Source organism: Mesorhizobium sp. WSM4846, assembly GCF_055811415.1.
Window position 1 is genome coordinate 1 of the sequence record NZ_JBVVPZ010000065.1, and the last position, 25,225, is coordinate 25,225.

The following is a 25,225-nucleotide window of genomic DNA, read 5'->3' on the forward strand; positions in this document are numbered from 1 at the left end:
CAAGAAGAGTGCCGTCGTCGAAGCTGCCAATCTCCCCCCTCGTGGGGGAGATGTCCGGCAGGACAGAGGGGGGCGCCGTAGAGCACTACATCAGATGGCGGCTAGCCCTTGCGCGGCCGGGCAGTCTTTGAACTGGTCACCTTGCCGGCCGCCGGCTCCTTCGGCCGAGCCGGCGCCTTTGGCCGAGCAGTCTTTTTCGGCCGGCTTTCCTCACCGTCGATCTCGGCGGCGGCCTGGTTCCAGTGCTGCTGATGCGCGCCGTCGGGCCGGCCGGCCTGCTCCCAGATCGCGTGAGCCCGCCGGCGAATGCGTTCCTGCCTGTTATCAGTCACTGTTGCCTCCTCGGCTCAAATCGGTGAGCGACAACTTCTAGCTGAATTTTCGACCGGCGTCTTGGGGGCTTCGGCCCAGATCGGGTCGGCCAGAATCGGGTCGGCCTGAGTCTGGTCCGCCCAAATCGGACAGCACCGCGACCCCGAGGAGTGCCGCCTTCTTGGTGATCAGCCCCGCCAGATCCGCGTCCGAGCGCTCGGTTCCGGTTTGCTCACGCACGGATGCAATCAACGCCTTCATCGACAACAGGGCCGAGCCCCGTTCGGCAAGCAGCTTGTCGACGGATGCGGCCACATCGAGTGATTCGACATGCGGCAACATGGAAATGGCTCCTTCCGTCCCGCCACGAAGACGATCGACAGCCGGCTGCCTGCCGGCGAGCCGCCGCCCTTCCCGCGTCTTCCCGGGAGAGCGGCGGGTGAAGGTCAGTCGATGACCTGCACGATCCTGCGGGTGCCGGGATCGACCAGCACGGTGCGATCGTCGACGACTACGTATCTGTATTCGACGTCGGGAACCTCGTGAAGTTCAACCGTGTCGGGCAACGTGGAACCGACGTTGAGTTCCACGCCCAGGAGGCTGATCGACGCCAGCGGGTGCCTATCCACATATTCGCGGACGACCGTCTGCTGCTCGGGCGTGATAATCACCTGGTCTGCGGTGGCGACGCCGACGCCGGCCAGCAGCCCAGCAGCGGCAGGAACAAGGTGGATTTTCATCGTCTTCTCCTGTCTGGTTTGCGGGCTCTGCCTTCCTCGGTCGGGACGACTCTGCCCTGATTGCCAACGCGTGACGAAACCTTCTTGTTCCGTGAGTGGCGGCTAATTGATCGTCGCCTTGGCTGGCAGTGGCCCGCGTTCTTGGTCGCCAAGCGCGCGGGCCGATCGGATTGCCCGATCAGCAGCGATACCGGAGGGGGGTGATATCGACTGCTTCGACAAGAACATTTAGCGATAACTAATGTTCCGCCCTACGGCAAAAATCCCTGCCGGCGCCGGCACGTCAGGCGCGAGACCGGCAAATGCCCCCAATCTATGGTTTCGGCGGCTGCGCCGGGACCTCGCCGGGCTTGAGCACCGGTGTCCTGCCTTGGTCCGGCGGCGGTGCGGCCATGCTCTGATCGCCGGTCGGCGGCGGCAGCAGCACGCCGTTGCAGGGGTCAAGCGTGTCGGTCAGGTTGTTGTTGTCACCGTTGTTGACGGGCGGCGGCGGCTGCTGCTCGCCGTTCTGCGGCTGGGCCTGGCAGTGGCCGGCAGGCGCCTGGTCTTGTGTCTGGTTCTCCGTCTGGGCGGCAACCGGCGCCGCCAACACCAGTGCGCCGAGCAGTGGCAGGACTGCGAAAGGTTTCATGTCGAACGCCTCCGCGCGAACGATCGCTCTTTGCCAAAGCCGGTTGGCGGCGATTGGTTCCCGCCTGCAGCAAGCCGCCCGGCTCCATCGCGCGGGCACGGCATCGGGCGCGGCATGTTGGGGAATCGTTAATCAGCGATTGCTACTATAGCGGAATGACCAAGAACCTCGGAAACGCCGAAAGAAGTTCCCCAAGGGAGCCGGCAAGGAGCTCCGCCCTGAGCCGGCTGGCGCCAGCCTTGTTTCCCCTGGTGGTCGTCGCGCTTGGCTACCTGGTCGGCTGGCAGTTCTTCGGCTTCTAGAGCGGGGCCTCTGGCCTGCAACCGCCAATCGCCAACGCTAGCGATTAGCCAAATCCCACCACGCCTTCGTCATCCCAGGGCAAGCAAGGAGCGTAGCGACGCGGCGCAGACCCTGGGATGACGAAGTGGAGGGGTGGTTTGGCTAATCCTAGAGGCCGTGGGACCTTAGCTGCCGGCCGGTCGCCGGCCAATCGCCAACGCTGGCGATTGGCCAAATCCCACCATGCCTTCGTCATCCTAGGGCAAGCAAGGAGCGGAGCGACGCGGCGCAGACCCTGGGATCCATGCCGTTACCCAGGCCGAAAAATGCAGCGGCCCAGAACGGCGCTTGCATGCGCAACCCTGCTCGTTACGCTTCCGCGTCGCTTCGCTCCTTGCTCCCCCTGGGATGACGAAGACCCGCTAGTCCGGGAAAAAGAACGCCGGCTCCTCGCATCGATGGACCCGGCATTGACCGTCAAGCGTCCTGACATAGGCGGCGACAGGCACTTCGGGCCAGTCGCATTCATTGCCGAACCGGCGGACATAGCGGTCATAGGTGTTGCGGCCGGTGGTCAGCACCACCGCGCGCCGGCTCTGGATCAGAAGCTGCGTCTGTTCGCATGTCATTGCGCGCGTATCCGGCCGGGCGTGAGCCATGCTTGTGGCGGCGATCAGGATCGCTGCGGCTGTCGCGACGATTGGGCGAGCTGGCATGATAGATCCTCTCAAGGGTCGTGCCCAACGCGCACCTTCGCCCGTGGTTCCGCAACCTTCGGCTTTTAGCGCATCGGCCCACCTTGGTGGTCGGGGCGAAGAGACGTCGCGGGAAGAGACCTTGGATCAGGCGCCGGCTGCTTCTAGCACCAATCTCCAACGCTGGCGATTAGCCATACGCTACTACACCTTCGTCATCCTAGGGCGAAGCAAGGAGCGAAGCGACGCGGCGCAGACCCCTAGGTGTTTGATCCCGGACTTTAATGGCGCATCATCGCAATCCGAGAACCGGTTCCTCGCATCGATGGACCCGACATTGACCGTCAAGCGTCCTGATGTAGGAGGTGACGGGCGCTTCGGGCCAGTCGCACTCATTGCCGTATTGGCGGACATATCGATCATAGGTGTTGCGGCCGGTGGACAGGACGACGGCGCGCCGGCTCTGGATCAGCTGCTGCGTCTGTTCGCATGTCATGGTGCGCGCATCCGGCCGGCCGTAAGCCATGCTTGTGGCGGCGATCAGGATCGCTGCGGCTGTCGGGACGATTGAGCGAGCTGGCATGCTGCATCCTTGCAAAGGTCGTGCCTAACGCGCAGCTTCGCCCGTGGTTCCGCACCCTGCGCAACGGCACGAGGGCGCAACAACACAACCCGCGATCTCACTCCTCCTTCTCGGGCTTGAACCGCCTGACCACCACTTCGAAGACGATGTCCGAGATCCACATCGCCAAGACGCCGATGAGGAACGCCGCGGCCAGCGTCGTGGTGTCGTCGTTGGCCGGAATCGCCAGGCCGCTGGCGCGGAAATAATGCACCACCGGCAATGTCAGGTAGGCCGCCGCCAGCGCGCCGCAGATCGGCGACGCCACCATCTCGCGAACCTTGTAGCGGTGGCGCGACAAGGCTCGCAAAATGCCGCCGGAAAGGCCCGCGACCACCACCGGCGCCTTGATGCCGAGCGCGTCGAGAAGTTCCTGTATCATGGCTTCCACCCGCACCATCTGGCGCCCTTGCCGTTGTAGGCATTGATTTCGTCGAGCTCCGGCCGCGTCATGGCGGCGACGACGGCGGCGGACGCACGGCGCGGCTGGTTGTGGTCGCACCAGAGCTGGCGCGCCGGCGAAACCGGCGTTGCGCACCCGGCGAGCGGCAGGCCGCCAAACAGCAGGCACTTGGGCAACAGGCACCCGAGCAGCAGCATCAGCGCTTTGCCCATCGCATCGCCTCCCGCCGTGCGGCTTCGTCCGGCAGGTCGCGCGCCGCGCGTTCGGCATCGGTCGCCTCGCGGTCCATTTCGAGGCGCTCCTCGACGGCGGCGCGTTTTTCCGCCGCTCGCCTGGCCGCATCCTTGTTGGCCCGACCGCCGGCGACAAACAGGCCGATGCCGCCGACGAGCGCGGCAAAAATCGCCAAGATCGTCGTGTTGCCGGCGAGCGCGCCCAGCATCGAAAGCACCCACATCTCAATTGCCCTCCACGGCAGGCTGGTTTCTGACGAGGCCGGCGACGCCGTCGCGCACGACATTGATCAGGATCTTGAGCAGGGCCAGCACCCCGGTGATTTTTAGCGCCAGGGCGGCGTCGATGCCGAACAGCGTCCAGTCGAAGCCGACCAGGCCGGTGAGCAGCAGGATCAGCACATTGATCAGATTGTGCGCGGCGTTGGTATTGAACCAGTTCATGGCTTTACCTTTCGAAACAAGGAGGGGGCCTTTCGAAACAGGGAGAGGATTGCAGCAACCAACGGAGCCAGCACTGCGGCGCATAATCCGGACAACGATCCGGAAAACGGTCCGCGCCGCACTCCGGCTTTGCCCGGCTCTGCCGTGGCGGGCGTGGAACCCTTCGGTTGCGGCGGCTGCGGGATCGGAACCGGCGCCGGAGGGGGCGGCGTGTCCCTGATCCCGGACCATTTGCGGAATGCCTCGGCAAGCCGGATATCGTAGGCGTTCTTCGCATAGGATGCGCCGTTGTAGCCCTTGGCGAAGCCGGCCCAGTCATGCTTGCGCAATCTGCCGTCGAGCCGGTTGGCGGCGATGAAATTGACCGCCGCCGCCAGCTGCAGCGCCTCGTCCGCCATCATGGCTTCGACCATCGCCTGCACGGTCAGAAAGCCGGCCGCCCTGAAATTCTCGCCGAGAACCTGGCCGAGCCCCCATGACGCCGATCTGAGCGCCGCCGTCTCGTCGATGGCGCAGGCGGCTTTCAGGCGCGGATAGCTGTCGCGGGGATAAGGCTTTTCGCCCCATTTGGCATAGGCAAGGCCGGCCGCTACCGCCTTTGCCCGAGCCGCGCCCGCCAGATTGCGATAAAACACATGCGGCTCGAACAGGATGACCGGCCGGCCCTGGGCGTCGAAGCCATGCCCGCTGGTTTCGACATCGAGAAAGGCGTGGATCTCGTCTTCGCCGACGCCAATGCTGGCGCCGAGTCTTGGCAGATCGAGATCGTCGAGGCGCCTGGCGGCGCCCTTGAACGTCATGTCCATGGTCTTGTCCTTTCCCAGGTTGATGTTTGCAGGCGCCAGCTTGATGTTTGCAGGCGCCCGGTTGATGTTTGCAGGCGCCCGGTTGATGTTTGCAGGCGATTGTGTGAAATGGCCCCAGGCTGAGGGGAATTGCCGATGTCGCAACACGAAGGAACGGCGCGCTGGACGGTGAAGGCCGAGCTCTGCGCGGTCGGCCGCGACAAGCCGCTGCTTGTCGCGCTGGCGGTGATCCTGTGCCTCTATTGCGGGCTGATAGCCGGGCCGATCGTCTATGCGTTCCTGGCCTTCCAGGGCATGGCGAATTTCTTCAACTGACGGCATTGACCAGTTGAGAACAGCTCGATCCGTATTGCCATCGGGATGGAAACCGCTTAGCCGGAATAAACTGCTCCCATGAACCGTTCATACCCCATGGGAACAGGTGCGGAGGGCGCGTGACAATCAGGATCAGGCTTCCGGGCGGGACACTGAAGATCAAGAAAAAGGACGAGCTGCGCCGCCGCGAGCAGAAGCGCCAAGTCCCGGTCTGGCGGCTTGGAGACTATTTTCATCGTCTGGTGGCCGAGCAGCATTTCGGATCGTCCGTCCGGACGCCCGCCAAATTGATGATCCCGAGCCTGCGCCCGGACCGTTCTGGAACCGGCCCCGGAAACAGCCGCAGAAATAATCAACGATCAGCCCTCGACACTTCCGCCACGGAAGCTCTCTAGGTCGCTGCATTGCACAACGGGGGTTGGGAGCAATGGCAGTGCGTATCAGGTTGCCGGGCGGCACCTTGAAGATGAAGGTGTATCGGGAGTTGCGCGAGCGTGAGCGCGCCCGCCGCATCCCGGTTCTGAAGCTGGGCTCGCTGTATTTCAGCTGGTGGTCGAACCGGCCGCGTCCGTTGAACGACAGCCCGACGACGATCCCAACCGATCTCAGGCAGCGCCTTGACGGCCCGAAAAAGCCGTCCTCGGGCGGCTGCGCTTGAACCCTTCCGGTCAAGCCAACAAACGCGCTCATCGGCGGTTGACTCGTCGGCTGGGGAAGTTCTCTAATTGCTGCGTCGCACATCATCATTGAATTGCACAGCGGAGTTGAACCGATGGCCGTGCGCATCAAACTGCCGGGCGGCACCTTGAAGGTAAAAGTCTATCGCGAATTGCGGGGGCGCGAACGCGAGCGCCGCGTGCCGGTCATGAAGGTGGGTTCGCTGTATTTTGTCTGGTGGTCGAACAGCCAGCCTCACAACAAGCCGCAAGACAGTCGTCATTAGCCTGTTGCCATTCGCCCGCGCCTTGGCGCAAGCGAATGGTTGGCGCTCTATGATGGGACGACGCTCATTGATGAGCGAAGGCATCATTTCATTTCACTAGGTCGCGGTCCGGCCGCACCAAAGCGTCGGCCGGAACATCCGACCGTACGATTGAGCCGGCTGAAATTATCGCCCGGTCGCCGATCGTGACACCCTTCATTATCATGGCACTGTTGCCGATCCAGACATCATCTCCGATTGTGATCGGTGCTGAGCGGATGCCTGGATCGACGCGCGGATGGCCTTCACGAAAGATGGCCTGCATCTGCGCAAAACGCTTCTGCGGGTCCATGGGATGCGAGTTGGTATCGTGGATCGCCACCCCCCACGAGACGTGGACATGTTTGCCGATCTTGATCCCCACCGGATCCGATGACCAAATCGTCGAGCCTGGACCAAGGTAGAACCAGTCATCGATATTGATCCGACCCTCATGGGCGAAGACCTGCAGATGTCCGTCCAGATGGCTGTCCGCGCCGATTGAGACCCGGGACCTGTCGCCATGAATATTGAAGATCTCCGCCCCGGCACCGAACTTCGTGCGCGGCCCGATGACGGCATTCTCCCTTGCGGCGCCTGTGGCGATCCAAGACGAAAAGCGGCGGCGAACAGCGAGAATAGTGGAGAAGATACGCATCTGCGAACATCTGCCACACGCCACCATTTCAGTCTAGGCATCGAAGAGACCCCGACGCACCATTTGACGCAGGCATTCGGCGTCATAGGTGGCATGGCGCAGGCTGCCGGCTGCATTCGGATGCAGCTCGTCCGACATCTACAGTGTCGACGTGAGGGAGCCCATGCCGCTCGATCTTGGTGCCGACAACGACCCACTCCTCGCCTTCCCGGAGTTTGGCTACCGTCTCACCCTTGTGCTGAATTGCCTGTGCCATTTGCCTATCCCCTCTCCGCGACATATTCGATGAAGCGCAAGGCGTTGCTGTCATGGCCGACGTCGTTGAAGTGAAGCCCCTCTTGATAGGCTCCAGCGTCGATATAATCGAAACCATCAATCGGGATCGTCAGCACGTTTCGTGACCGGTATGTCTGGCGGATAGCGCCAAGCGCCGCGTCGTAAGTCCGCCCTCCAGTGTAGCTACCATCCCAGGCCGAAGACGGGCGCGTCGGCGGCATCGCAAGGATGCGAGGTGCGGCAGCTGCCTCCAGCGTATTAAGCACCGCAGTGATGTTCGTTGAAATCGTAGCCGGCGCGGTACCAAAACTGTCGTTGATGCCAAGCGCGAGTATCGGCACGATCTTGCCGCCAGCATAGCTCGCTTGGACGATTGCTGATGTAAGGCGCGCCATATTAAACGACGCGAAGGTATAGCTCCCATGCGCGGCGCGCAGTGAGCGCAGTCGAGGACGGGATCCCGGCACCTTGATTCCAAGACGGATAAGCCCGGTTATTTCGACAGGGCCGCCTACCGCCGTCAGTGTGTAATTGCCGCTGGCAGCCTGCCCCGTCATCGACGGGCCGGAATATTGATCGAGCGCCAGAGCGCCGGCAGCATTGACGGTCTTGTACGCCGCGCCACCGTCGAAAGCGAAGGCAAGCGAACCTTGACCGGCGTCCCGGGTGTAGTGGACATCGACCTGTTCATAAGCTCCAGTGAACGCCAGGGACGCGCCATCCGCAAGGATGATGCTTTCGCCAAGTGGCCCGCGCGTTCCCGTCGAGACGGTTCCGCTGGTCGCAACGCCAAAGAAGGCCGGCGTATAGGTGGAGCTTGGCCGCAGCGCCGTCATGCCCGGCTCGTCATCGGCAATGCCGAGATTGGCAAATTGGGTAACTCGATTAAACCAATGCGCCGGGCCATTGCTGGCCAACGCCCAATGACCGATGCTATCGGCGATCAAGCAGAGCACATCGTTGTTGGCGATATGCTCTGCCATCTTGGCCCGGAAGCCATCATAGAGATTAAACAGCGACGGGCGGGCCGGAACGAAGAACCTCCGGCCGCCGACGAACGGCTTTCCTGGTCCCCAAAAACCGTCACCCCATTTAGGCATAGCCGTCAACGCGAAGCTGCCGGGCGGCACATACGGGTTTGGATGGGCAGCAGCGGCCGAGGCAAAGATTGCGGTCGCGTCAACGACGCCATTCGGGTCGGCGTCCGCCAGCAGGTTCATGCCGGTGTTCTGTGTGCCGCCTGTCAGAGCCCGCGCAGCGTCGGCGATGAGGCCAGTTTTGATCGTGAACGCAACCTCATAGCGGTGCAGGGTCGATGATGCCACAATAGCGCCGTTCGACAGCACGCCAGACCTAGTCCATGCGGGGATGCCTTGCGGGTTGACGCTGTTCTGAAACTTATAGCCGCCGCCGCTGATTGCCGGGTACTGCCCCGCTGCAATCGGTATGCTGAGGGGGATTTCGCTCACACCATTGGCCAACGCGATCTGGTGCGTGCTGATCACGTTGACGGTCAGGTCGCCATTGTACTGGATGACGTGAATGTTGGCCGTGCCGGCCCCGCTGGCACCGACATCGATTTCGGTGATGTAACCATCGGCCGGCGCTGGCGTTTGCATGACGACGCTGTAGTTCGCCGGGGTATTCGTGCCAGTGTAGACCGGGTTCGGCCAGCCGACCACCTGCTCTGTGCCGACGATGTCGACCAGATCGTTTGCGATCTCGTAGGCTGCACGCGCCTTCGTGCCGACTTCGCCCGTGAAAGTGGCTTTCCATTGCGGACCATTGACAAAGTCGACGGTCTTGACGGTGTGTGACGTAGGAACCGTCGCCGTGAACCACTTGCTTTCGCCGTTCGGAATGGCTCCCGCCGTATAATACCAGGTGCCGACCCCTGTCCGTTGCAGGCCCATGACGCTGCCGGCTGGCTTCAGGATCGAGATCCCCGAATTGACGGAAGACGGGCCGGCCACGACAGGGATGGTTTGTTCAGAGACGAGAGTTAACGCGCCATCGCCCTCGACGTGGGCAATTACGACATGGATTGTTCCTGCCCCTGCACCAAAGCCGAGTTCCAGGCTCGAAAGAAACTCATCGACGGCTGACAGTGAGCCCGGCCAATAATAGACGCTGTTGTTGACAACAGCCGTGCCGCCGACAGAGCCCGTGATAGCAACCGGCCCGACCGTCCGCGACCCGATCAAGGCGACAACTTCCGCTGCCGACGCGCGAACACCGGTGTCGACGGCAACCGGCCCGGCCGCAACGGTGTACATTCCCATGATGCCGGCTGAAACTTCGGTCCAAAAGTACTCACCAACCTCGACATTCCGGCCCAAAACCGCCGCCGCACTTGCGCCGGCCAGTCCCGCAGACGCGGCGAAGCTGAAACTCGGCGCGACCGTGTAGGAACCGGGTGCCGTGATCAGGATGATCGTCACAGCACCGCCAGCGATAACGAAGCGTCCTGCGGCGCCAGAACCGGCGCCGCCGGTAAACGCCAGATCGAAAGTGCCGTCCGTGCCGCCGGCGCCGCCGACCAGGGCGCTAAAACCAGCAACGCCAAATCCGACCGCCGCCGCGATCGTCGGGAAAATGCCCTTGCCATACAGCGACGCATCGCGTGCCGCCTGGGCGCCGGCCAGGTTGGCCGCGGTGGAAGCGACATCGGCGGCGGTCTGTCCGGCATTGGCAGCGGAAGTGGACGCGCTGGCGGCGGCTTGGCCGGCGCTGGCCTCGGTGGCATGCTTCAGCACCTGCGTTTCATCGCGCAGCGTCACCACCGCACCGACCACCTCCGCAATGTCGGGCGGCACGAACGGCGCAATGGCGATGGCATCGCGGCCCACCACCGGCTCGTCGGCGCTGAATTCAAACACCCGGCCGGCATTGACCGAACCGATCTGGGTGTGAACCGTCGTTCCCTTCTGCAAGGTGCGGGCGGTGCGGGCGTCGGCGGCGCGGAACCATTCGCCTTCGCTCACCGTGTAGATGCCGTTCTGCGTCGGGTCGGCCTGGTCCTTGACCAGCACGCGGTCGCCGACCTCAGCCGGCACGCCGTCGATGGTCTGCAGGCGATGCAGCAGGATACTGGCCGTGGTCGCCAGGCGCACGGGTTCGCGTTCGCCGGTCAGAAGGCGAACGGCAGCAGTTGCGGGTCGAGCCATCAGGCTTGCTCCATAAAAAAAAACCCCGCGAAGCGAGGCTTGAAAGTGATTCCAGCGGGCGCGGGACGCCCGGTCCATGGCACCTCGGCGATTGGCCGAACCCCCGCGCCTTCGTCATCCCAGTGCGGAGCAAGGAGCGAAGCGACGCAGCGCAGACCCTGGGATCCGTTCCGTGACATCGGAGGGATCCTTCCGTTACCTCGGAGCGCTGCTGGCGGTGCAGAACCTTTGATCGCCGAGGGACACCGCCCCCCTCTGTCCTGCCGGACATCTCCCCCACTTGGGGGGAGATCGGCAGCTTCGCGGACAGCGTCCTTTTCGCAAGGTTGGTGGTTGGCGAAAGCGGAGATGGCGGCCGATCTCCCCCCAAGTGGCCCAAGTGGGGGAGATGTCCGGCAGGACAGAGGGGGCGCGAAGGATCGCTACGCTTTTACTCTGATCCGCCGCAGCTCGGTTATCCCAAGGTCTGCGTCTGCGTCGCTTCGCTCCTTGCTTCGCCCTGGGATGACGGCCTACGGCAATCCGCCGACGCGCTTGCCAACGCGCCTGCTTGTCCCGGCGATTGTCAGTCCCAACGCCATGCCGGCGCAGTCGGCAACCCAGTCGAACCCATCCAGGTCGCGCCCGATGAGTTGCGCGCCCTGAAGCACCTCGATCGCCGCGCCGGTAAAGGCGAGGAGGACAATCAGCCTTGTCCTGCGTTCCGGCCAGCCGAGGCTTCCCAGGGCCGCCAGCACCGCGAAGGCGATGGCGTGCTGCAGCTTGTCGTCGTAAAGCGTGACGGCCCTGCCGAGTTCCGGCAAGAACCGCGCCGGCAGAAGCGTGAGCAGGAGAACGCCGGCCAACGTGATCGGAAAAACGATCCTTGCCAGCATCGGAAAAGAATCTAGGCGCAACAAGGTAGGGTCAGTCCTTCATCTGAGAAGCCTGCATGGGCGAGGTGGATTTGCCAATGATCGCATCAGCGCATGGGAATTTCAAATCCAGAACCACAAGTCTGTGTTGTAAGAAAGGCCGCCGTCGCTCTTATCGCCGGCCAGCCGGGCGAGCGCAACCCTGTCGTCGGGCGTCAGATCAGCAAGGCGGTCGTCGCCCGAAGCGGGCCAATTCGGGTTTTTCGCCGACGGATCAGTGCCATCAGCGCCTGTGGTTTCACCGTCACCGGCCTGCGCGGCCGGCGCAGCACCCAGCATTTCGGCAGCGCGCCTCGGATCCTTGGCGAGCATCGCCTGGGCCAGCGCCTTTGCCGTGTTGCTGCGCCAGCCGGTTTCGGCCAGCTGCCGGGCCACCGGGCTGCCCATCTTGGCGATGAAGTCGAACCCGCTCCGCCTGATCGCCTCGAACGTCGCGCTGTCGTCGGGGTCGCTCTGCGCGATGGCATTGAGTTCCGCAGCCTGCGCCTTGGACCATTCGGCCTGCTCATAGTTCTGGCGGCGCGCATATTGCTGTGCGGCCATGCGCGCCGAGCCGGCCAGCCTCAACGCCTCTTTTTGCCTGATGAAGCTGGCGCGTTGGCTTTCCGGCATTTTTGGCACGGTGCTGTCGAAAATCTTGTCGAACAGGCCGGGCTTGACGACACCGTTGCGCGCCTGGCCATACATGGCGTCGTGCAGGCCGCGGCCGTCGGCCGGCGCATTCTGGATCGCTTCTTTCTCGGCCTGGGCAATCTGCCCGTTCAACTCGCGGCCGATGACCTCGGCGTCGAACGCGTCCTGCTGTTGCTTCTGCTGCCGGAAACGCTCGGCGACGGCCGAGAGCTCGTCGCCAAAGCCCTGCATGGCGGCGCCGACCGGCGAGCTGTCGGGATAGGAAAGCACGCTGCCGGTATCGAGCCGGCGCTGGGCGAGCTGGAGGGGGATGGTCGCCATCAGTAAAGCCCTCCGCCCGGCGCCGGCGGAAAGGCGCTGTTGCCGAACGTCACCGCTTTCTTCGGGTCGTACAGCCCGGAAAGGCCGGACACGAGATTGCCGCCTGCCCTGAAGATCGAGGCAGCCGCCGCCTGCCTGCCGGAAAAGCGCGAGATCGCGGCCTGCGAGGTCAAATTGTTCTGGCGCAGCTGCGAGCCGTACTGGATCGCCTTGATGTCGAGCTGGCCCTGCCTTGCATTGGCGGCGAGCACCTCGGTCGGCGAGCCTGACAGGGCGACGCCCGAGGCGCCGGCCCGGGCGCGCGCCTGCGACAGCAACAGATCCTGCTTGTGGCGCTCCTGGGCCTGCTCGAAGGCGGCGGCTTGCGCGTCGGCCTGCGCCTGCTGCTCATAGGCGCTGGCCTGGTAGTCGGCCATCTGCCGCGACTGCTGGCCTTCGATTAGCGCGCCGCCGACCGAGAGAGCCGTGCCGATAAGGGCAAGCGTGCACATGGTCAGCCGCGGCCCCGGCCACGCAGCGAATATCGACCCGCGATGCCTCCGACCGGCGCGCCAAGCGCCGGTCGCGGGTCGAGCGCACCGCCGGGGCTGAGCAGCGACAGAAGCAGTCTGTCGGCCTGGATCGCTGCCGCGCTGAGACGAGCCGGAGCTGTCGCTCGCCGCCCGGTCACGGCGGCGCGCCGGATGGCGGTCGGGTTGATTTTCAGGTTGGCGACGCCGGCGGCGTCGAGCTGGCTGTTGGCGGTGGCGACGGCACCGCGCAAGGCATCGGCGTCGAACAATTGCTGGCGCAGCTGCTCGACCAGCCAGTGGGCCATGCGCCAGCGCTCGTCGAGGGAAGCGGCGTTTGCCCTGATCTCGTCGGCAAGTGCTGCGATGTCGACGCAGTCTTCGCTTTGCGCGGCGGCGCGGCGCTTGTTCGCCGCCTCACGGGTTTTTTCCAGCAGCGCAACGACGGCGTTGGCCTCGGAGAGCGCAATGCGTGTCGCCGCGAGGTCGCCACGGCCGAACAGCGCACGACCCTTGACCTTTTCCAGTTCCAGTTTGCGGGCGGCAGCATTTTTGAGGTCGCTGTCGAGCAAGGCGATGACGGCAGCAAAATCGGCAGCCGTCCGCGCCCTGCCGAGAGCTTCGGCATGGGGCGATGGGGTCATTGAGCGGGGTCCTTTTTTGGGAGTGATGGAAGGGCGGGGCGCCAATCTCCCCCTTGAGGGGGAGATGTCGCCGAAGCGACAGAGGGGGTCGTCTCGCGTGAAGCGCCGGCGTTCTCGCCCGCGACAGGAGGCTGCGTAGGTCGTACCGACCCCCTCTGGCCTGCCGGCCATCTCCCCCTCAAGGGGGGAGATCGGCAGTTTCAACTACGCCTCACTGTCAAACACCGGCGTGAACGCCCGGATGGTGCACGGCGTCGGGTTGGTATGGCGGATTCTCAGCCGCCCCTGCCCTTCCCACGAATCATCGATCGGCACCTCGACATTGCCGGTGAACAGGTTGGCCGAACTGTCAGGCGCCACGACCGAGGGAACACGAACCGGCTCCCACCGGCCACGCTGCATCGACGTAATCTCCAGCCCGGTCGTATCCGTCTCAAACAGCGACAGAATGACTTTTGCGACTTTCTTGCGCCGGCCGACGATGGAGCCATCCCTGCCGCCGACATCGAGCTCCAGCGTGTCGGCGCTGGCCTCATAGGGTAGACCCACCTGCCATTTGGCCGCCATTGCCCCACCAGGCAAGGAAACAGCCCCAGCGGCCACCGTGAGGCCATGATAGACGATACCATCCGCCAGGGCGTCGACGGTCTCGCCGTTGAGATGATCGAGCCCTGTGACCGTGACTGTAGCCACACCGCTGTAGGTCAGACCGCAATCGACCTCAAATGCGTCGGCGACCTCGCCATATTCGAACGGCACCGACTTGATTTCGATAGTGCGCCTGGTGGCGCCGCCGATGGTGCGCTTGACGATCAGCCACAGATCGTCATTGCCGTCCTGCCCCGGCGTCACCACGGCGCTCTCGACCATTCCCCATGCTGAATCTGAGAACGCGGCACCCGAGAAAGACCCGGCGATGCGATGCCGGTGCATGCCGCGGACTTCCTGCGAAGGCTGGTGCGTGTATCCCCCCAACTCGCCATTATCGAGCGGGAACCACAGGAGTGGGTCGGGATCGGTCTGGAACGCCAGTTCGACGACACCCTGCTTCGGGATATGCTCGGAAACCTGGCCGACATCCTCCGAGGTGAATTTGCCTGTCGCGCTCTGGGTCAATTCGGCGATCGATTTGCGCGACCTGGTGACGAACAGGAACGATTGCCCGGCGTCGACAGGGCGCAATGGCGCGCAGCCAAAGGTGCGCGAGCGGCGGTTCTTGAAGGATGACGGCGTCAGCGCTTCATCGATGCCCGAGCCCGACAGCGCCCGAATGCCCCCCAGGGTGCCAATGACCAGCGCCCCATCGGATTCCGCAATCCATGTGATGTCATTGGCCTGCCCGCCGCCGGCCTGGACAAATTCCAAAGCATCGTCATCTTCCTCGCCGGTAGCGAAGTTCTCGAAATCGCCGGTTGCTGAGGCATAGACGGAGAATTTGCGGCTGAAGGCGAGACGCTCCTCATAGAGCGAACCGGATTGAACATACTTGCCGGGAACGAAGGTGCCGAGGCGCCAGCGGGCGATAGGACTGAGATTTGGCAGGGCATGGCCGTACAGTCGGATAGTGACCACGGTCGTGCTTGTGCGGCTGACGATGCGCGCCCAGCGCCAGATCGCATCCGAGCCGAGCAGCCGAATGGCGCGGCCGACATCGCTGGTCTGAAACCCGGTGCCGTCATTGATGCCGACGATCGATGACGCTGTGAGATTGAACGGCGTCTGTGTATCGCCATCCTCGTGCCAGCCCATCTCGGCTATGTCCATGTTGTCGTCGCCCTCGGATCCGTTGAGCACTATCCGATAGGACTGATAGGCCGTCTCGTTCTGGAATTCGTAGAAGCGTACTTCGCCGCGCGACCAGCCGGTTTCCGCCGTCCGGCTGTCAAGCGAGATCCAGTTGGTGCCGTCAAAGCCCTGGAAATCCCATGACACCGGTGCTCTGGAGCCGCCGTTCGCCCTAGTCTGTATCCAGTAAGCGTCGCACACCTTTGTCGCAGCGCCTGCAAAATCATAGGACACGTCGCCGGTGGTCGTACCGAACGTTATAACTGTCTTGTTGTCACGGTCGAACGCATGCCAGGCAGTGCCGGCGGAACTTGCGGCGGTGCCAGATGGCAGGGTGTTGCTGGTCATCATTGGGTGAATAGCGCCGCTCTCGGCGGGCATCAGTGTGGTCGCCGTGGTGTTGATGTCGTCGTATGGGCCGTCGAGAAAGACGAACTCGGCCAGCGTCCATGTGGTGTGCGCCGTTCTGGTAAGCACCTGCGGCATGTAATCCTTGTGGACAATCCACATCTGGTCGGCTGACTGAACGAACTGAAGATCGAACAGATCGGCCTCCAGGTATGGCGTCACCACCTCAACCACCCCGACGCGGGCACCATAGGCGTAAACGCGAATATAGAGGTTGCCGAATTCGAGCGCATAGGCCTGGTCCGCCGAGAAGATGAACGGGATCAGCCGCGTTGCTTTGGAAGAATCCTTCACCTCGGCGCAGAAATAGGTGCCGCCGCGCTTGCGGATGCCACCATGCGGGAGCGTCAAAAAATTTTCGCACCGCGAGAGTGCGGCCCGGTAAAGGTCCAGCGAGGCGCGGGCGTGCAATCGCGGACTGATCTCGCCACGGACGAAGGTGTCCTGGATGGGATAGAGCATCGTCATCAGGCGCGCCAGAACCGGTTGTCGCCGCGCTGGATCGCCCAGGACGATGTTGAAAACCTGCCGCCACGCTGGATGGCGTTGGCGTGGAACGCCGCGTCCAGCGCCGCGCTATAGGCACCGCGGGCGATGTCGATCATGCCCGCCTTGTGGGTCAGCGGATGCGCGATCTTGACGGCAAGCGCTGCGACCAGCACTTCGGTGAACGTCGGGTCCCAGTCGTTCGGGTCGGTGAGGTTGGCGACGTAGCGGATGATCAGCGGCCCCGGCCGGTCGCAATAAATCAGCCCGGCTTCCTGGCGCCACGCGATCGGCACGCCATCCGGCTCACCATTGTGGGTCAGCGGTAAAGGCCGCAGGCAGTCCACGGGCAATTCATAGGCAATGTTCAGCGTGCCCGCGCCACTGCCGGTATCGGACCCGGCGACGGCAGCCGCCAGGATTGCGAACACCCAGGCATGTTTCATCAGTTCCGCCTCGCGGGTCAGGTCGAAATGCAGGTTGAGCAGGCGGGCCGGTTTGACATCCTGATCAAGGCTGTCGACCGGCGCCTCGTCGAGAACGCCAAGCGCCATGTTGGCGATGTCGAGCGGGGTCATGGCCATGGTTTTAGGCCTCCGTCTGTGTGGATCGGGAAAAGCAGGACATGAGTGGGGTGGGATTGTGAGGAAGGTCGCGATCCGTCGCGCCCCCCTCTGCCCTGCCGGGCATCTCCCCCACACGGGGGGAGATAGGATGTCGCGTTGGCTTTCAATCGCCAACGTTGAAGTATAGGGCGTTATCGGTGAAGCTGCCGATCTCCCCCCAAGTGGGGGAGATGCCAAATTTGGGCAAAGAGGGCAGGACAGAGGGGGGCGCCAAGGAATGCAACCGCTGGAAAACTGCCAGCGTGCGCCACGTGATATTATTTCACAACATCGCCGCGCAACGCGGCGATGACGCGTCAGCCGAAGTGTGCGCTCGTCGGCCGCCCGCGCGACTTGGCAAAGGCGCTTGCTGGCAACCTTTCGGCGCCTCTCGCCATTGCCAAACCGCGCTCAAGCGCATCCTCGAGGCTCGTCGTGTAGTAGGCGGTGTTTTCCAGACCGCTGAAGAAGTTGATGCGGTGAAGTTCGCCCTTTTTGCTTATGACAATGCCGGCTTTTCGAAGCACATCCTGAACTGCCTTGTAGGTCATATTCATGGTTACCCTCCCATTGCAAAGACATGGCAGCATCGCCCGCTTGTGTAACCGTTTGGTGGCGGCGATTGATCAATGTGCAACAACAACAATTCTGGGGCAGCACGGCGCGTGAATTGGGATTAGCCACATCGGCCGACCTGGCGTCCAGAAGGGCGGGACTCTGACGCCCCACCCCTTCCGGTCCGCTCAGAGACCGTTTCGAAATTCGCTCTGGCGAGTCATATGGTGGTGGTTTCGAGAACCGGCGCGCAGCGGACTTTTTGGTCCGTGAGCACCGGAAGCGCAGAAAACGCCATCAGATGGCCGCCAGAGTAGAGTTTCCAAACGGTCTCTCAGGCTTCGGTCGTCTTCAGTGCAATGAACGTCATGTGCTTGACGCTCGACGCCGTGCGGTCCCAGTTCGCCGCCAGCGCCAGTTCGGCATCGGTCGCAAACTCACCCGCCGTCGACGCGTCGAGGAAGCGGGTGCCGGGCACATGCGGGACGAAATGCCGGCGGGCGACCATTTCGGTGACGCCGCCGCCATGGCCCTGGCGCGGCTTGCGGTCGAACTCCAGCGGCCCGCCCTCGGTATTGACCAGCAGCTCGTTCCACAGGATTGCCTTGTCCTTGAACATGAACGCCGTGTAGACGCCCGCCGCGACCGGGATGTCGTCATCGATGACGGCCCGCAGCCCCATATAATAGGGGATCAGCGGCCCGCCCTGCTCGGACGGCGGCACATAGTCGATGAGGTCGGCGAGCTTCAGCGCCTTCATCTGCTTGGAGTGCATCCAGATCGTTTTGAACTTGTCGGCGCGGTCGCCCATCAGATAGGCGGCCTCGATGATGTCGGTGTCGACGATGGAGGCGCCGGTGATGCGGACGAGGTCGCTGGCATCATTGGCGACGTTGTCGGCCAGCACCCCTTTCAGGATGCCGAGCAGCGTCAGCTTGTTGGCACGCTGCCAGTATTCGGTCTGGCGGCGCACGATCAGCTTCTGCGGGTCGTCGCCGGCCAGGATCGAGGTCAGGTCCGGAATGCCCCACGCCTGGGCGCGGACATTGCGGGCGGCGACCTCGCGGCGCGCACCGATCTTCTTCATCTCGATCGAGTCGGCCGGATCGTCGTTGACCGGCTCGGACGGATCGTTGCCGAGATCCTTCCAGCCTGGCATGTCGACGGAACGCCCGCCCATGGAGAGTTTCGAGGCGATGGCCGGGTCGGAAAACAGAATCCCGGCCTGGTAGATCTCGAGCGACTGGACGTGCTCCTCGAACGAGTATTGTGCGTAGACGGACGGAACGATCGCGTCCGCGATGCGGGTATAGGCGTCTGCCATTTTTTCTTTCCTTCAGGATTTGATGGGCGGAGAAGGTGTGTTGAGATTCAGGTCAGGCCGAGCCGAAAACGATGGCTTTCGAGAACCGGAGCGGAGCGTACTTTTCGGTACGTGAGCACCGGAAGCGCAGAAAGCCGTCGTTTGCAGGCCGGCATCACCTGAATATCGACACAGCTTCAAAGAGGGTTGTTCGGGATCCACAGATCGGGGTTTTCGCCGGCCTCGCGTGCCAACCGGCGGGCGCGGACGGGGTCGCTTCTGACGAGGGCCGAGATATCGGTCAGGTTGCGTTCGCCGGCGGCGTTGCGCTTGAACGGATTGCTTCCGCTCAGGGCCGCGCCGCCGTCGATCGTGTCTTCCCTGAACATCGCCTCGCCGACCGCGTGGAACGCCTTGGCGGTCTGCGGATCGGTCAAGGCGCCGTCAGGCAGGAGGATGCCCTTCGCCTTGTAGGCATCGACCAGGCCGAGCTTCTTCATCGCCCGGTTGGCGACCTCCAGTCGCTGGCGAAAGCCGTCGCTGTCGGTCGGTCCCCAGTCCCGGACCAGGTCGTCGTGAGTGGCCTCGACCGAACGGGCAGCGGCGATCTGCTGCGCCTTGGCCTGTTCGGCCATGTAGCCGACGAAGCGGTCGTGATAGGCCTGCGCCACCTTCGGCGTGGCGCCGGCCTCGACCGCCCACGCCTTGGACGCGTTGGCGAGCTCGTCCGAATAGGCGAAGTTTTCGGGGAGCCCGTCGGGGCGCCTGTACTCGACCTTGTCGGGCGATGTCAGGGGGCGCATCGCCTCAGGTAGCCGGGCATGGAACCTGTCCCAGTCTTCCGCAGCTGCGTCCGCTGCCGGAATGCGCAGGCTTTCGCCCTGCTGCCGTTCCAGCTCGGCATAGGATGTGAGAACCCGGTCGAGGCTTTCTGGCTTGGTCCAGCCCTTGGTTTCAGCGAGCTTGCGGTTGCCTTCGGAAAGACCGTCAAACCAGCTCTTGCCGGCCGGCGGGGCGGACCCGTTGTCCCCGGCGGCCGGTGGCCCTGCAAGGTTGCCCGCCGGTGGCGACGCCACCACGGACCCGGCGTCTGCCAGATCTGTCATGAGAAAGATTCCTTTCTGTTGTTTGCAAATGGAAACGAGCACTGGCCAGTTCAGCCGGGCGTGTTATTCGATTGTTGAGGGATCGGCTGGACCCGGCGGAATCGTTGCGGCCGCAGCCTGATTCTTTTCGACAGAACCTGGCCCTATCGTCTTGTTCGAATACGATCTTTCGGAGTCGGAGGCACGCACCGTCAAGACGAAAGAAACCATGTCGCATTTCGTGACAAGCGGCTGCCGCGGTTCCGCCGCAATGCAACCGCACTTGGCAAACACTTGGCAAAACCAGCCAGTGTATTAGTTCATAGGCTTCAACGGAGTATCAGACGATGACCATGTACAAAGCCATTGCCGCCCTGCTTCTGACTGCCGCGCTGGCAGGATGTGCGCAGACCGAAGGCCAGCAAAGAGCCACTACGGGGGCCCTGGTCGGCGGCGCTGGCGGCGCTCTCGTCGGTCAGGCCCTGGGCCGCGACACCAAGAGCACGGTTATCGGCGCAGCCAGCGGCGCCCTGCTGGGAGCGGTCGTCGGCAGCGCGACGACGCCACAGCGGCGCGGCGAACAGCTTTGCCGCTATCAGGACCGCTACGGCCGCATCTACACCGCCCGGTGCGACGACCGCTACTACCGCGGCGATTATTGAGAGATAGCGCTGGCGCTGGTCTTCCCTTCTCCCCTTCTTGTGGGAGAAGATGGCCGCGAAGCGGCCGGATGAGGGGTGCTCCAGGATCGCCAACGCCTCATTTCTTCCAGCACCCCTCATCCGTCTCGGCGCTAGAGCGCCGATCCACCTTCTCCCACAAGGAGAAGGGAAGACCAACGCCGGTGCCTTTACCCTACCTCCCCTCCAGCCGCGCCGCCTTCTCCAGCGCCGCCAGTTGCGCTTCGTCCAGTGTCAAAAACCCCATGATGTGCTGCACCACTTCGGCGCGCGCGTTGCTCAGCGCGCTGTGCAGCTCGAAGCCGTTCGGCGTCCTGGTCTTGGCCAGCCACTCGCCGTAGGACGGGCGGCGGTAATAGCCGGTCGCCGCCGTCAGGTCGGCCAGCACCATCTCGCCGTCCTGGCCCGAGAACACCCTGAGATAGGCCCTGGTCAGCGCATCCTGCGCCCTGGCCGGGCCGCCGGCCTGGCGCGAATGGGCGAAGCGCTTGCCGCTCATGCGCCGCCCTCGCCGCCCTGCGGCATCAGCCCGCTGAGACTGTCGAGCAGGCCGCTGTCGCGCGCCTGGACCGCCGCCGGCACGGCATCCCTGGCAAACTTGCCGGCGGCGGCGATCGCCGCCATGCCGGCCTGCGCTTGTTGCGCCCTGGCTCGGGCATCGCGAATATCAGCCACCTCGTCCTGGCGGCGAAAGATGCGCTGCGGGCTGCGGCCGGCGCTCTGCACGATCTTCAGCGCCTCGTCGCCGTCGATATTGTCCATGACGCCGGGGTCGAACTGCGCCATCTGCATGGCCGTGGTCACCACCTGGATGGTGTCGCGCGCCTCGGCCGAGCGGCGCAGCACGTCGAGCGGACCGGTGAAGGTCGGCCGCACCGCCTTGCCGGCGAGGCTCGCCGGCGGCAGGAACCGGCTGTCTTCCTCATACAATCCCTTGTCCTCGAGGATACCGAGCTCGCGGTCGAGATTCGAGGCAAAGCCGGCCTGGATGATCGAGCCGGAGGGCCCGAGCAGCGCGCCCTTCTCCTCCTGCCGGATCAAGGCTTCGGTGGCCGTCATCTGCGGATTCTGCACAAGCGTCTGGAACAGGTTGACGAACATCATGTCGCGGATCTCCTCGGCCCGGCTTTCCGCGTAGTCGAATGCATGGGTCGGGTTCTGGCCCACAGCGATCGGCGCAATCAGCGGCCGGCCATTGTCGTCGATGAGGCCGGGATAATTCTCGCCGGGATTGAGCACCGGCACATAGTCGAGCCGCGCCTTCGACGCGGTCGCCGGATCGGTGATCTGCTGCAGCGCCCTGAGGCCCGAGCGGCGCACGGCATTTTCCTCGCGCACCGTGGTCAGCGCCTCGATGGTCGGCGAGATGCCATAGGGGTCGCCCTCATGGCGGCGCCAGTTGAAGCAGGAGACCGGGAAAGAGCGGAAACCGCTCTCCCTGACGATGACCTCCTCGTCCTCGACGACGTGATAGGAGGCGAAGGCCGTGTCGAGATACTGGTAGGTGCCGGAGAGCCGGTACATCTTGCGCTCGTCGCGCGGCTGGATGCACTGGATCAGCGAGATCCTGGTCTCGCATTTGGCCGGGTCGTCGACCAGCATCCTGATCCGCGCCGGCAGCTTGTCATAACCGAGCAGCTGCGCCGCCTGCCGTGCCGTGCGCTCATAGCGGCGGTGGAAAATGTCGACCTGGCCCCAGCGGTTGCGGCAGAGATAGCCCTCGACCACCGGGATCGAGGCATAGCGGATCAGCGTGCCGCCAAAGCCCTCCTCGGCGTAGAGATAGGCCGGGCCATAGCGCACGACGTTGCGCAGGCAGGCCTGCGTCGCCGGCACGAAATTCGAATTGGCGGAATAGCGCAGCGCAAACAGGAAATCGCGAAGCGCCTCCGCCCATTCCTTCTCCTCCTCGCTCTCCTCGTCATTCACGGCGGCGGTCGACAGCCCGTGCCATTTCTCCGACTGCGGAATGACCAGGCTTTCCAGCCCCGCAGCCAGCCGGTTGGCGGCCGAGTTGATGGTGTTGGCGTAGACTCGGGCGCCGCGCCGCTGCTGCCGCTCGGCCTGCGGTTCCGCGCCCCGGCGCCCACTCCAGACATCGGGCGCGTCGGGGTCGCAGAATTCCGACACCGCCTCCCAGACAGCCTCATACTGGCTGCGCTCGCTCTCCAGTTCCGCCTGTCGCGACAGGATATCGTGGGCACGGGAATCGCTCGCCATGGCATTTCCTTGTTCTGATGTATCAGCTTGTTCGAAGCCCAGATATTGCCAAGGCCAGGTCGAATTTTGTTCGCTTTTGCGATGTTCAAGGGGCGCGGGGCGGCGACTCAAGGAGATCGATTTGACAATGACGGAAAGCCTACCCGGCGCCCTGAAGCGGCGAAGCAAGCAGGTTGCAAAGCGGCTGATCGGCTACGATTCCCGCAACTGGCTGCGCATCAGGCAGATCGAGGCGTTCACCGCGTTTCTTGAGGCCGACGGCCGCAAATCCTCAGACGTGATCGAGATCTCGCCCGGCTGGAACCGCCACTGGAAGACGATTTGCTCCAACTATACATCGGTCGATTTCCCTGATTTCGACATCTGCAAGGACCGCACCGACCGGCAATATTCCGTCGTCATCGCCGACCAGGTGCTGGAGCATGTGCAGCGCCCGTTTGCCGCGGCACAGAATATCCACGCCATGACCCGGCCGGGCGGCTGGGCGATGGTGGCGACGCCGTTCCTGTTCAGGGTGCATGCCAGGCCGCACGACTACAACCGCTGGACCGCCGCCGGCCTCAAGCAGGTCCTGGTCGAGGGCGGCTTCCCCCAGGCAAACATTGAAGTGTTCAGCTGGGGCAACAAAGCCTGCGCAAAAGCCCATATCGGCGGGCCGGTGCGCGCCTACGGCCTATGGCGCGACCTCAGCAACGACGAGGAATATCCGCTGATGGTCTGGGCCTTCGCGCGCAAGCCGGGGTGAGAGCGCGCAGAGTTCGACGTCGGTGCTTGAACACCCCCCTCTGGCCTGCCGGCCATCTCCCCCTCAAGGGGGGAGATTGGCAGCTTCGGCGTTTCGCCAGCCTTCCAGCGTTGGTGGTTGGCGAAAGCTGAGGTGACATCCAATCTCCTCCCTTGAGGGGAGATGTCCGGCAGGACAGAGGGGGGTGCTGCTAGACGCTACCCTCCTCCCCACATCAAATCCCCAGCAGCACGCGGCGCTGGCCGCTGAGTTCGCTCGGCGACAAATCGGTCTTGACCGTGCCGGCGGTTCCCTGGCGCTGCTCGAGCTCAGCCCGGAGCGCTGCTTCGCGCGCCTGCACGTCCTTGTCGGCAATGGTCGGTGCCGGTGGCAACGGCTTCAGCGCCGGCGGCTTTTGAAAAAGGCACATGGTTCCAGCTTTCTCCAAAGTCAGACGACCCAAAGTCAGACGACCTTGTCCAGTCGTAGAGCAAAAAATCTTCGCCGTTCTTGCCATAGCCCGGCAGGCGGCAGCGTTGCGTGGCGCCCAGCCGGGCCAGCCAGCGCAGCGCCAGTTCATTGGTGGCCAGCGCCCGGGCCTCGACCCGCCAGGCGCCGTGCGCGGCAACCTGCGGACCCAGCACCGCGTGAAAGAACGCCGTGATCCCAGGCACGCAGCGCCTCATGCGGCGCGTGCCCCAGCTCCAGGCGATCCATAGGCCGCCGCGCTGCTCGGCGGCGCCAAAGCCGGCCTCCGGATTGCCGTTCAGCTCGGCGACATAGGCAAACCCCTGCAGCGCCGTCAGCGCCAGCAGCGCCGGCGACCATTCGTCGAACTGGCAGTCGATCTCCGTCCGGTCCTCGGGCCGCAGGTTGGCGGCGATGTAGGAGAGGTCGCGCAGCGTAGCGCTGACAATGCGAACGGTCATCGCCCTCACCGGAACGCCCCCAGCGGATCACTCTGCCCTGGCTTTCGCCGTGCCGTTTTGAACTCCGCCGGGTCGACCACCGCTTCCCTCAGCATCATCACACCATAGCGTGTCGCCGCCATCAGGTCGTCGCGCAGCTTCACCACCTGGCCGTCTTTGCGATGGTAGAGCCGAAACTCCTCGAACCAGGGCAGAAGCGTCGAGAACACCTTGAAGCGGCCGCTCTGCATGCGGTCGAGCATCTCCATCAGCCCGGCCTCGACCGACACCGAACCGTCGGCGAACTGCGCATGGCTGGAAAGCATGTTCAGACCATGCGCGCCATATTGCCGGGCAAGTGCCACGCCCGCACCTTCCAGCGTCTCGCGGCGGCCGTCGCGCGGCCACGCCCAGGGCAGCCATTCGCCCCACGGTTTCAGGGTCAGCGCCTGCATGGCCGGCGTTTGCTGCGAAGCGCGGCAGGCTTTTGCGACATAGACGACGTCGGCCTCCGTATCCCAGGCGAGCTCGACAGCAGCGGAAGGGTGATCCCAGCCGAAATCCAGCGCCCCGAGCCGCGGCCAGTAGCGCGGCAGCCGGAACGGCTCGCAGGCAATCAGTTCCTCCGCCACCGGAAAGATGCGGCCGGAGCCCAGCACCGGAATGCCCCTCGCCCGCGCCTCGCGCTCATGCGCCGGATAGGCCGATACGATCGCGGCGCGCTGCTGCGGCGTGTAATGCTCGGCATCATCGATGGTCATGAAGGTGACGTGGCGGGTCATTTCTTCGCCCTCGCACTTGAATCATGTTGGCAGGCGCCGGCCGTATGGTGTTGTTTGGCCAAGATTTTCTGGCCAAGGCGGCCGCTCTCCCTTCTCCCCTTGTTGTGGGAGAAGGTGG

General features: G+C 63.9%; 32 protein-coding genes. 6 read left to right on the forward strand and 26 right to left on the reverse strand.

Annotated features, from left to right (window positions below; all coding sequences use genetic code 11):
- Positions 1-101 precede the first annotated feature (101 nt).
- The 11 genes from AC0L15_RS31325 to AC0L15_RS31375 form a co-directional block, all read right to left on the reverse strand.
- On the reverse strand, positions 102-332 hold the full coding sequence (locus tag AC0L15_RS31325; RefSeq protein ID WP_287308367.1) for a DUF2934 domain-containing protein: 231 nt from the start codon (positions 330-332) through the stop codon (positions 102-104).
- 37 nt (positions 333-369) lie between these two features.
- The gene (locus AC0L15_RS31330; protein ID WP_473498156.1) at positions 370-654 is read right to left on the reverse strand and encodes a hypothetical protein; all 285 of its coding nucleotides are present in this window, start codon (positions 652-654) and stop codon (positions 370-372) included.
- Between the two features lie 104 nt (positions 655-758).
- Positions 759-1,052 (reverse strand): DUF1236 domain-containing protein, encoded by a 294-nt coding sequence (locus tag AC0L15_RS31335; protein ID WP_473498158.1) that lies wholly within the window; start codon positions 1,050-1,052, stop codon positions 759-761.
- A gap of 313 nt (positions 1,053-1,365) precedes the next feature.
- Positions 1,366-1,683 (reverse strand): hypothetical protein, encoded by a 318-nt coding sequence (locus AC0L15_RS31340; RefSeq protein WP_473498159.1) that lies wholly within the window; start codon positions 1,681-1,683, stop codon positions 1,366-1,368.
- Positions 1,684-2,387: 704 nt separating this feature from the next.
- Positions 2,388-2,681, reverse strand: coding sequence for a hypothetical protein (locus tag AC0L15_RS31345; protein WP_287283644.1), 294 nt, complete (start codon positions 2,679-2,681; stop codon positions 2,388-2,390).
- 271 nt (positions 2,682-2,952) lie between these two features.
- Positions 2,953-3,243: a hypothetical protein gene (locus AC0L15_RS31350; protein WP_128170505.1), complete on the reverse strand. Its 291-nt coding sequence runs from the start codon at positions 3,241-3,243 to the stop codon at positions 2,953-2,955.
- 97 nt (positions 3,244-3,340) lie between these two features.
- Positions 3,341-3,682 carry a hypothetical protein gene (locus AC0L15_RS31355; protein ID WP_473498161.1) on the reverse strand — a complete coding sequence of 114 codons (342 nt, stop codon included), beginning with the start codon at positions 3,680-3,682 and terminating at the stop codon, positions 3,341-3,343.
- Positions 3,661-3,897 (reverse strand): hypothetical protein, encoded by a 237-nt coding sequence (locus AC0L15_RS31360; protein WP_473498163.1) that lies wholly within the window; start codon positions 3,895-3,897, stop codon positions 3,661-3,663. The genes AC0L15_RS31355 and AC0L15_RS31360 overlap by 22 nt, the downstream gene beginning before the upstream one ends.
- Positions 3,882-4,127, reverse strand: coding sequence for a hypothetical protein (locus AC0L15_RS31365; protein WP_287250367.1), 246 nt, complete (start codon positions 4,125-4,127; stop codon positions 3,882-3,884). Before AC0L15_RS31365 ends, AC0L15_RS31360 begins: the two co-directional genes overlap by 16 nt.
- Positions 4,128-4,143: 16 nt before the next feature.
- The gene (locus AC0L15_RS31370) at positions 4,144-4,362 is read right to left on the reverse strand and encodes a hypothetical protein (protein WP_023798600.1); all 219 of its coding nucleotides are present in this window, start codon (positions 4,360-4,362) and stop codon (positions 4,144-4,146) included.
- On the reverse strand, positions 4,359-5,168 hold the full coding sequence (locus AC0L15_RS31375) for an N-acetylmuramidase family protein (RefSeq protein ID WP_287175836.1): 810 nt from the start codon (positions 5,166-5,168) through the stop codon (positions 4,359-4,361). Before AC0L15_RS31375 ends, AC0L15_RS31370 begins: the two co-directional genes overlap by 4 nt.
- A gap of 135 nt (positions 5,169-5,303) precedes the next feature.
- Here AC0L15_RS31375 and AC0L15_RS31380 point away from each other — a divergent pair, with 135 nt between their 5' ends.
- From AC0L15_RS31380 to AC0L15_RS31395, 4 genes are all read left to right on the forward strand, one after another.
- On the forward strand, positions 5,304-5,483 hold the full coding sequence (locus AC0L15_RS31380) for a hypothetical protein (protein ID WP_031254697.1): 180 nt from the start codon (positions 5,304-5,306) through the stop codon (positions 5,481-5,483).
- A 119-nt stretch (positions 5,484-5,602) separates the two neighbouring features.
- Entirely contained in the window at positions 5,603-5,878 is a 276-nt protein-coding gene (locus tag AC0L15_RS31385) for a hypothetical protein (protein WP_473498165.1), read from the forward strand.
- Positions 5,879-5,916: 38 nt separating this feature from the next.
- A complete protein-coding gene (locus AC0L15_RS31390) occupies positions 5,917-6,141 on the forward strand; it encodes a hypothetical protein (protein ID WP_287175837.1) in 225 nt (74 codons plus the stop codon).
- A gap of 114 nt (positions 6,142-6,255) precedes the next feature.
- Positions 6,256-6,426: a hypothetical protein gene (locus AC0L15_RS31395; RefSeq protein WP_023798595.1), complete on the forward strand. Its 171-nt coding sequence runs from the start codon at positions 6,256-6,258 to the stop codon at positions 6,424-6,426.
- Between the two features lie 88 nt (positions 6,427-6,514).
- Here the strand turns inward: AC0L15_RS31395 and AC0L15_RS31400 are convergent, their stop codons facing one another.
- The 11 genes from AC0L15_RS31400 to AC0L15_RS31450 form a co-directional block, all read right to left on the reverse strand.
- Positions 6,515-7,102 (reverse strand): acyltransferase, encoded by a 588-nt coding sequence (locus AC0L15_RS31400; protein ID WP_287175839.1) that lies wholly within the window; start codon positions 7,100-7,102, stop codon positions 6,515-6,517.
- 260 nt (positions 7,103-7,362) lie between these two features.
- Positions 7,363-10,227, reverse strand: a complete 2,865-nt coding sequence (locus AC0L15_RS31405; protein ID WP_473498167.1) for an SGNH/GDSL hydrolase family protein — start codon at positions 10,225-10,227, stop codon at positions 7,363-7,365.
- 830 nt (positions 10,228-11,057) lie between these two features.
- Positions 11,058-11,420 carry a VanZ family protein gene (locus tag AC0L15_RS31410; RefSeq protein WP_473498169.1) on the reverse strand — a complete coding sequence of 121 codons (363 nt, stop codon included), beginning with the start codon at positions 11,418-11,420 and terminating at the stop codon, positions 11,058-11,060.
- Between the two features lie 102 nt (positions 11,421-11,522).
- Positions 11,523-12,413: a hypothetical protein gene (locus AC0L15_RS31415; protein ID WP_473498171.1), complete on the reverse strand. Its 891-nt coding sequence runs from the start codon at positions 12,411-12,413 to the stop codon at positions 11,523-11,525.
- Positions 12,413-12,904, reverse strand: a complete 492-nt coding sequence (locus tag AC0L15_RS31420) for a hypothetical protein (protein WP_287175849.1) — start codon at positions 12,902-12,904, stop codon at positions 12,413-12,415. The genes AC0L15_RS31415 and AC0L15_RS31420 overlap by 1 nt, the downstream gene beginning before the upstream one ends.
- A 2-nt stretch (positions 12,905-12,906) precedes the next feature.
- Positions 12,907-13,566 carry a hypothetical protein gene (locus AC0L15_RS31425; RefSeq protein ID WP_287175852.1) on the reverse strand — a complete coding sequence of 220 codons (660 nt, stop codon included), beginning with the start codon at positions 13,564-13,566 and terminating at the stop codon, positions 12,907-12,909.
- Between the two features lie 204 nt (positions 13,567-13,770).
- Positions 13,771-16,227, reverse strand: coding sequence for a phage tail protein (locus tag AC0L15_RS31430; protein ID WP_287325343.1), 2,457 nt, complete (start codon positions 16,225-16,227; stop codon positions 13,771-13,773).
- Complete coding sequence (locus tag AC0L15_RS31435) at positions 16,227-16,829, reverse strand: phage connector family protein (protein WP_287175859.1); 603 nt, start codon at positions 16,827-16,829, stop codon at positions 16,227-16,229. Before AC0L15_RS31435 ends, AC0L15_RS31430 begins: the two co-directional genes overlap by 1 nt.
- Positions 16,830-17,167: 338 nt before the next feature.
- Positions 17,168-17,401 (reverse strand): hypothetical protein, encoded by a 234-nt coding sequence (locus AC0L15_RS31440; protein ID WP_287318528.1) that lies wholly within the window; start codon positions 17,399-17,401, stop codon positions 17,168-17,170.
- 338 nt (positions 17,402-17,739) lie between these two features.
- Positions 17,740-18,729 (reverse strand): Coat protein, encoded by a 990-nt coding sequence (locus AC0L15_RS31445; RefSeq protein ID WP_473498174.1) that lies wholly within the window; start codon positions 18,727-18,729, stop codon positions 17,740-17,742.
- 176 nt (positions 18,730-18,905) lie between these two features.
- Positions 18,906-19,814 carry a hypothetical protein gene (locus AC0L15_RS31450; RefSeq protein ID WP_473498176.1) on the reverse strand — a complete coding sequence of 303 codons (909 nt, stop codon included), beginning with the start codon at positions 19,812-19,814 and terminating at the stop codon, positions 18,906-18,908.
- Positions 19,815-20,140: 326 nt separating this feature from the next.
- Between AC0L15_RS31450 and AC0L15_RS31455 the strand changes: the two genes are divergently transcribed.
- Positions 20,141-20,455, forward strand: coding sequence for a YMGG-like glycine zipper-containing protein (locus AC0L15_RS31455; RefSeq protein WP_287175866.1), 315 nt, complete (start codon positions 20,141-20,143; stop codon positions 20,453-20,455).
- Positions 20,456-20,648: 193 nt separating this feature from the next.
- Here the strand turns inward: AC0L15_RS31455 and AC0L15_RS31460 are convergent, their stop codons facing one another.
- Positions 20,649-20,972 (reverse strand): Bbp19 family protein, encoded by a 324-nt coding sequence (locus AC0L15_RS31460; protein WP_091599017.1) that lies wholly within the window; start codon positions 20,970-20,972, stop codon positions 20,649-20,651.
- Positions 20,969-22,693, reverse strand: a complete 1,725-nt coding sequence (locus tag AC0L15_RS31465) for a portal protein (RefSeq protein WP_473498178.1) — start codon at positions 22,691-22,693, stop codon at positions 20,969-20,971. The genes AC0L15_RS31460 and AC0L15_RS31465 overlap by 4 nt, the downstream gene beginning before the upstream one ends.
- 127 nt (positions 22,694-22,820) lie before the next feature.
- Here AC0L15_RS31465 and AC0L15_RS31470 point away from each other — a divergent pair, with 127 nt between their 5' ends.
- Positions 22,821-23,438, forward strand: a complete 618-nt coding sequence (locus tag AC0L15_RS31470; protein WP_128175005.1) for a methyltransferase domain-containing protein — start codon at positions 22,821-22,823, stop codon at positions 23,436-23,438.
- A gap of 308 nt (positions 23,439-23,746) precedes the next feature.
- On the opposite strand, the gene AC0L15_RS31475 is transcribed toward AC0L15_RS31470, so the two are convergent.
- Both AC0L15_RS31475 and AC0L15_RS31480 read right to left on the reverse strand, forming a co-directional pair.
- The gene (locus AC0L15_RS31475; RefSeq protein ID WP_287175872.1) at positions 23,747-24,346 is read right to left on the reverse strand and encodes a hypothetical protein; all 600 of its coding nucleotides are present in this window, start codon (positions 24,344-24,346) and stop codon (positions 23,747-23,749) included.
- Between the two features lie 5 nt (positions 24,347-24,351).
- On the reverse strand, positions 24,352-25,107 hold the full coding sequence (locus tag AC0L15_RS31480) for a phage terminase large subunit family protein (RefSeq protein WP_287141239.1): 756 nt from the start codon (positions 25,105-25,107) through the stop codon (positions 24,352-24,354).
- Between the last annotated feature and the right edge of the window lie 118 nt (positions 25,108-25,225).

Excerpts from the sequence above, each read along its gene's own strand:
- AC0L15_RS31465 (WP_473498178.1), bottom strand. The coding sequence starts at position 22,693 with ATGGCGAGCGATTCCCGTGCCCACGATATCCTGTCGCGACAGGCGGAA.
- AC0L15_RS31430 (WP_287325343.1), bottom strand. The coding sequence starts at position 16,227 with ATGACGATGCTCTATCCCATCCAGGACACCTTCGTCCGTGGCGAGATC.
- AC0L15_RS31355 (WP_473498161.1), bottom strand. The coding sequence starts at position 3,682 with ATGGTGCGGGTGGAAGCCATGATACAGGAACTTCTCGACGCGCTCGGC.
- AC0L15_RS31380 (WP_031254697.1), top strand. The coding sequence starts at position 5,304 with ATGTCGCAACACGAAGGAACGGCGCGCTGGACGGTGAAGGCCGAGCTC.
- AC0L15_RS31415 (WP_473498171.1), bottom strand. The coding sequence starts at position 12,413 with ATGGCGACCATCCCCCTCCAGCTCGCCCAGCGCCGGCTCGATACCGGC.
- AC0L15_RS31425 (WP_287175852.1), bottom strand. The coding sequence starts at position 13,566 with ATGACCCCATCGCCCCATGCCGAAGCTCTCGGCAGGGCGCGGACGGCT.
- AC0L15_RS31440 (WP_287318528.1), bottom strand. The coding sequence starts at position 17,401 with ATGACCTACAAGGCAGTTCAGGATGTGCTTCGAAAAGCCGGCATTGTC.
- AC0L15_RS31345 (WP_287283644.1), bottom strand. The coding sequence starts at position 2,681 with ATGCCAGCTCGCCCAATCGTCGCGACAGCCGCAGCGATCCTGATCGCC.
- AC0L15_RS31400 (WP_287175839.1), bottom strand. The coding sequence starts at position 7,102 with ATGCGTATCTTCTCCACTATTCTCGCTGTTCGCCGCCGCTTTTCGTCT.
- AC0L15_RS31480 (WP_287141239.1), bottom strand. The coding sequence starts at position 25,107 with ATGACCCGCCACGTCACCTTCATGACCATCGATGATGCCGAGCATTAC.
- AC0L15_RS31435 (WP_287175859.1), bottom strand. The coding sequence starts at position 16,829 with ATGGCCATGACCCCGCTCGACATCGCCAACATGGCGCTTGGCGTTCTC.
- AC0L15_RS31335 (WP_473498158.1), bottom strand. The coding sequence starts at position 1,052 with ATGAAAATCCACCTTGTTCCTGCCGCTGCTGGGCTGCTGGCCGGCGTC.
- AC0L15_RS31445 (WP_473498174.1), bottom strand. The coding sequence starts at position 18,729 with ATGGCAGACGCCTATACCCGCATCGCGGACGCGATCGTTCCGTCCGTC.
- AC0L15_RS31365 (WP_287250367.1), bottom strand. The coding sequence starts at position 4,127 with ATGCTGGGCGCGCTCGCCGGCAACACGACGATCTTGGCGATTTTTGCC.
- AC0L15_RS31395 (WP_023798595.1), top strand. The coding sequence starts at position 6,256 with ATGGCCGTGCGCATCAAACTGCCGGGCGGCACCTTGAAGGTAAAAGTC.
- AC0L15_RS31475 (WP_287175872.1), bottom strand. The coding sequence starts at position 24,346 with ATGACCGTTCGCATTGTCAGCGCTACGCTGCGCGACCTCTCCTACATC.
- AC0L15_RS31375 (WP_287175836.1), bottom strand. The coding sequence starts at position 5,168 with ATGGACATGACGTTCAAGGGCGCCGCCAGGCGCCTCGACGATCTCGAT.
- AC0L15_RS31340 (WP_473498159.1), bottom strand. The coding sequence starts at position 1,683 with ATGAAACCTTTCGCAGTCCTGCCACTGCTCGGCGCACTGGTGTTGGCG.
- AC0L15_RS31470 (WP_128175005.1), top strand. The coding sequence starts at position 22,821 with ATGACGGAAAGCCTACCCGGCGCCCTGAAGCGGCGAAGCAAGCAGGTT.
- AC0L15_RS31350 (WP_128170505.1), bottom strand. The coding sequence starts at position 3,243 with ATGCCAGCTCGCTCAATCGTCCCGACAGCCGCAGCGATCCTGATCGCC.
- AC0L15_RS31460 (WP_091599017.1), bottom strand. The coding sequence starts at position 20,972 with ATGAGCGGCAAGCGCTTCGCCCATTCGCGCCAGGCCGGCGGCCCGGCC.
- AC0L15_RS31370 (WP_023798600.1), bottom strand. The coding sequence starts at position 4,362 with ATGAACTGGTTCAATACCAACGCCGCGCACAATCTGATCAATGTGCTG.
- AC0L15_RS31420 (WP_287175849.1), bottom strand. The coding sequence starts at position 12,904 with ATGTGCACGCTTGCCCTTATCGGCACGGCTCTCTCGGTCGGCGGCGCG.
- AC0L15_RS31450 (WP_473498176.1), bottom strand. The coding sequence starts at position 19,814 with ATGACAGATCTGGCAGACGCCGGGTCCGTGGTGGCGTCGCCACCGGCG.
- AC0L15_RS31455 (WP_287175866.1), top strand. The coding sequence starts at position 20,141 with ATGACCATGTACAAAGCCATTGCCGCCCTGCTTCTGACTGCCGCGCTG.
- AC0L15_RS31410 (WP_473498169.1), bottom strand. The coding sequence starts at position 11,420 with ATGCTGGCAAGGATCGTTTTTCCGATCACGTTGGCCGGCGTTCTCCTG.
- AC0L15_RS31360 (WP_473498163.1), bottom strand. The coding sequence starts at position 3,897 with ATGGGCAAAGCGCTGATGCTGCTGCTCGGGTGCCTGTTGCCCAAGTGC.
- AC0L15_RS31330 (WP_473498156.1), bottom strand. The coding sequence starts at position 654 with ATGTTGCCGCATGTCGAATCACTCGATGTGGCCGCATCCGTCGACAAG.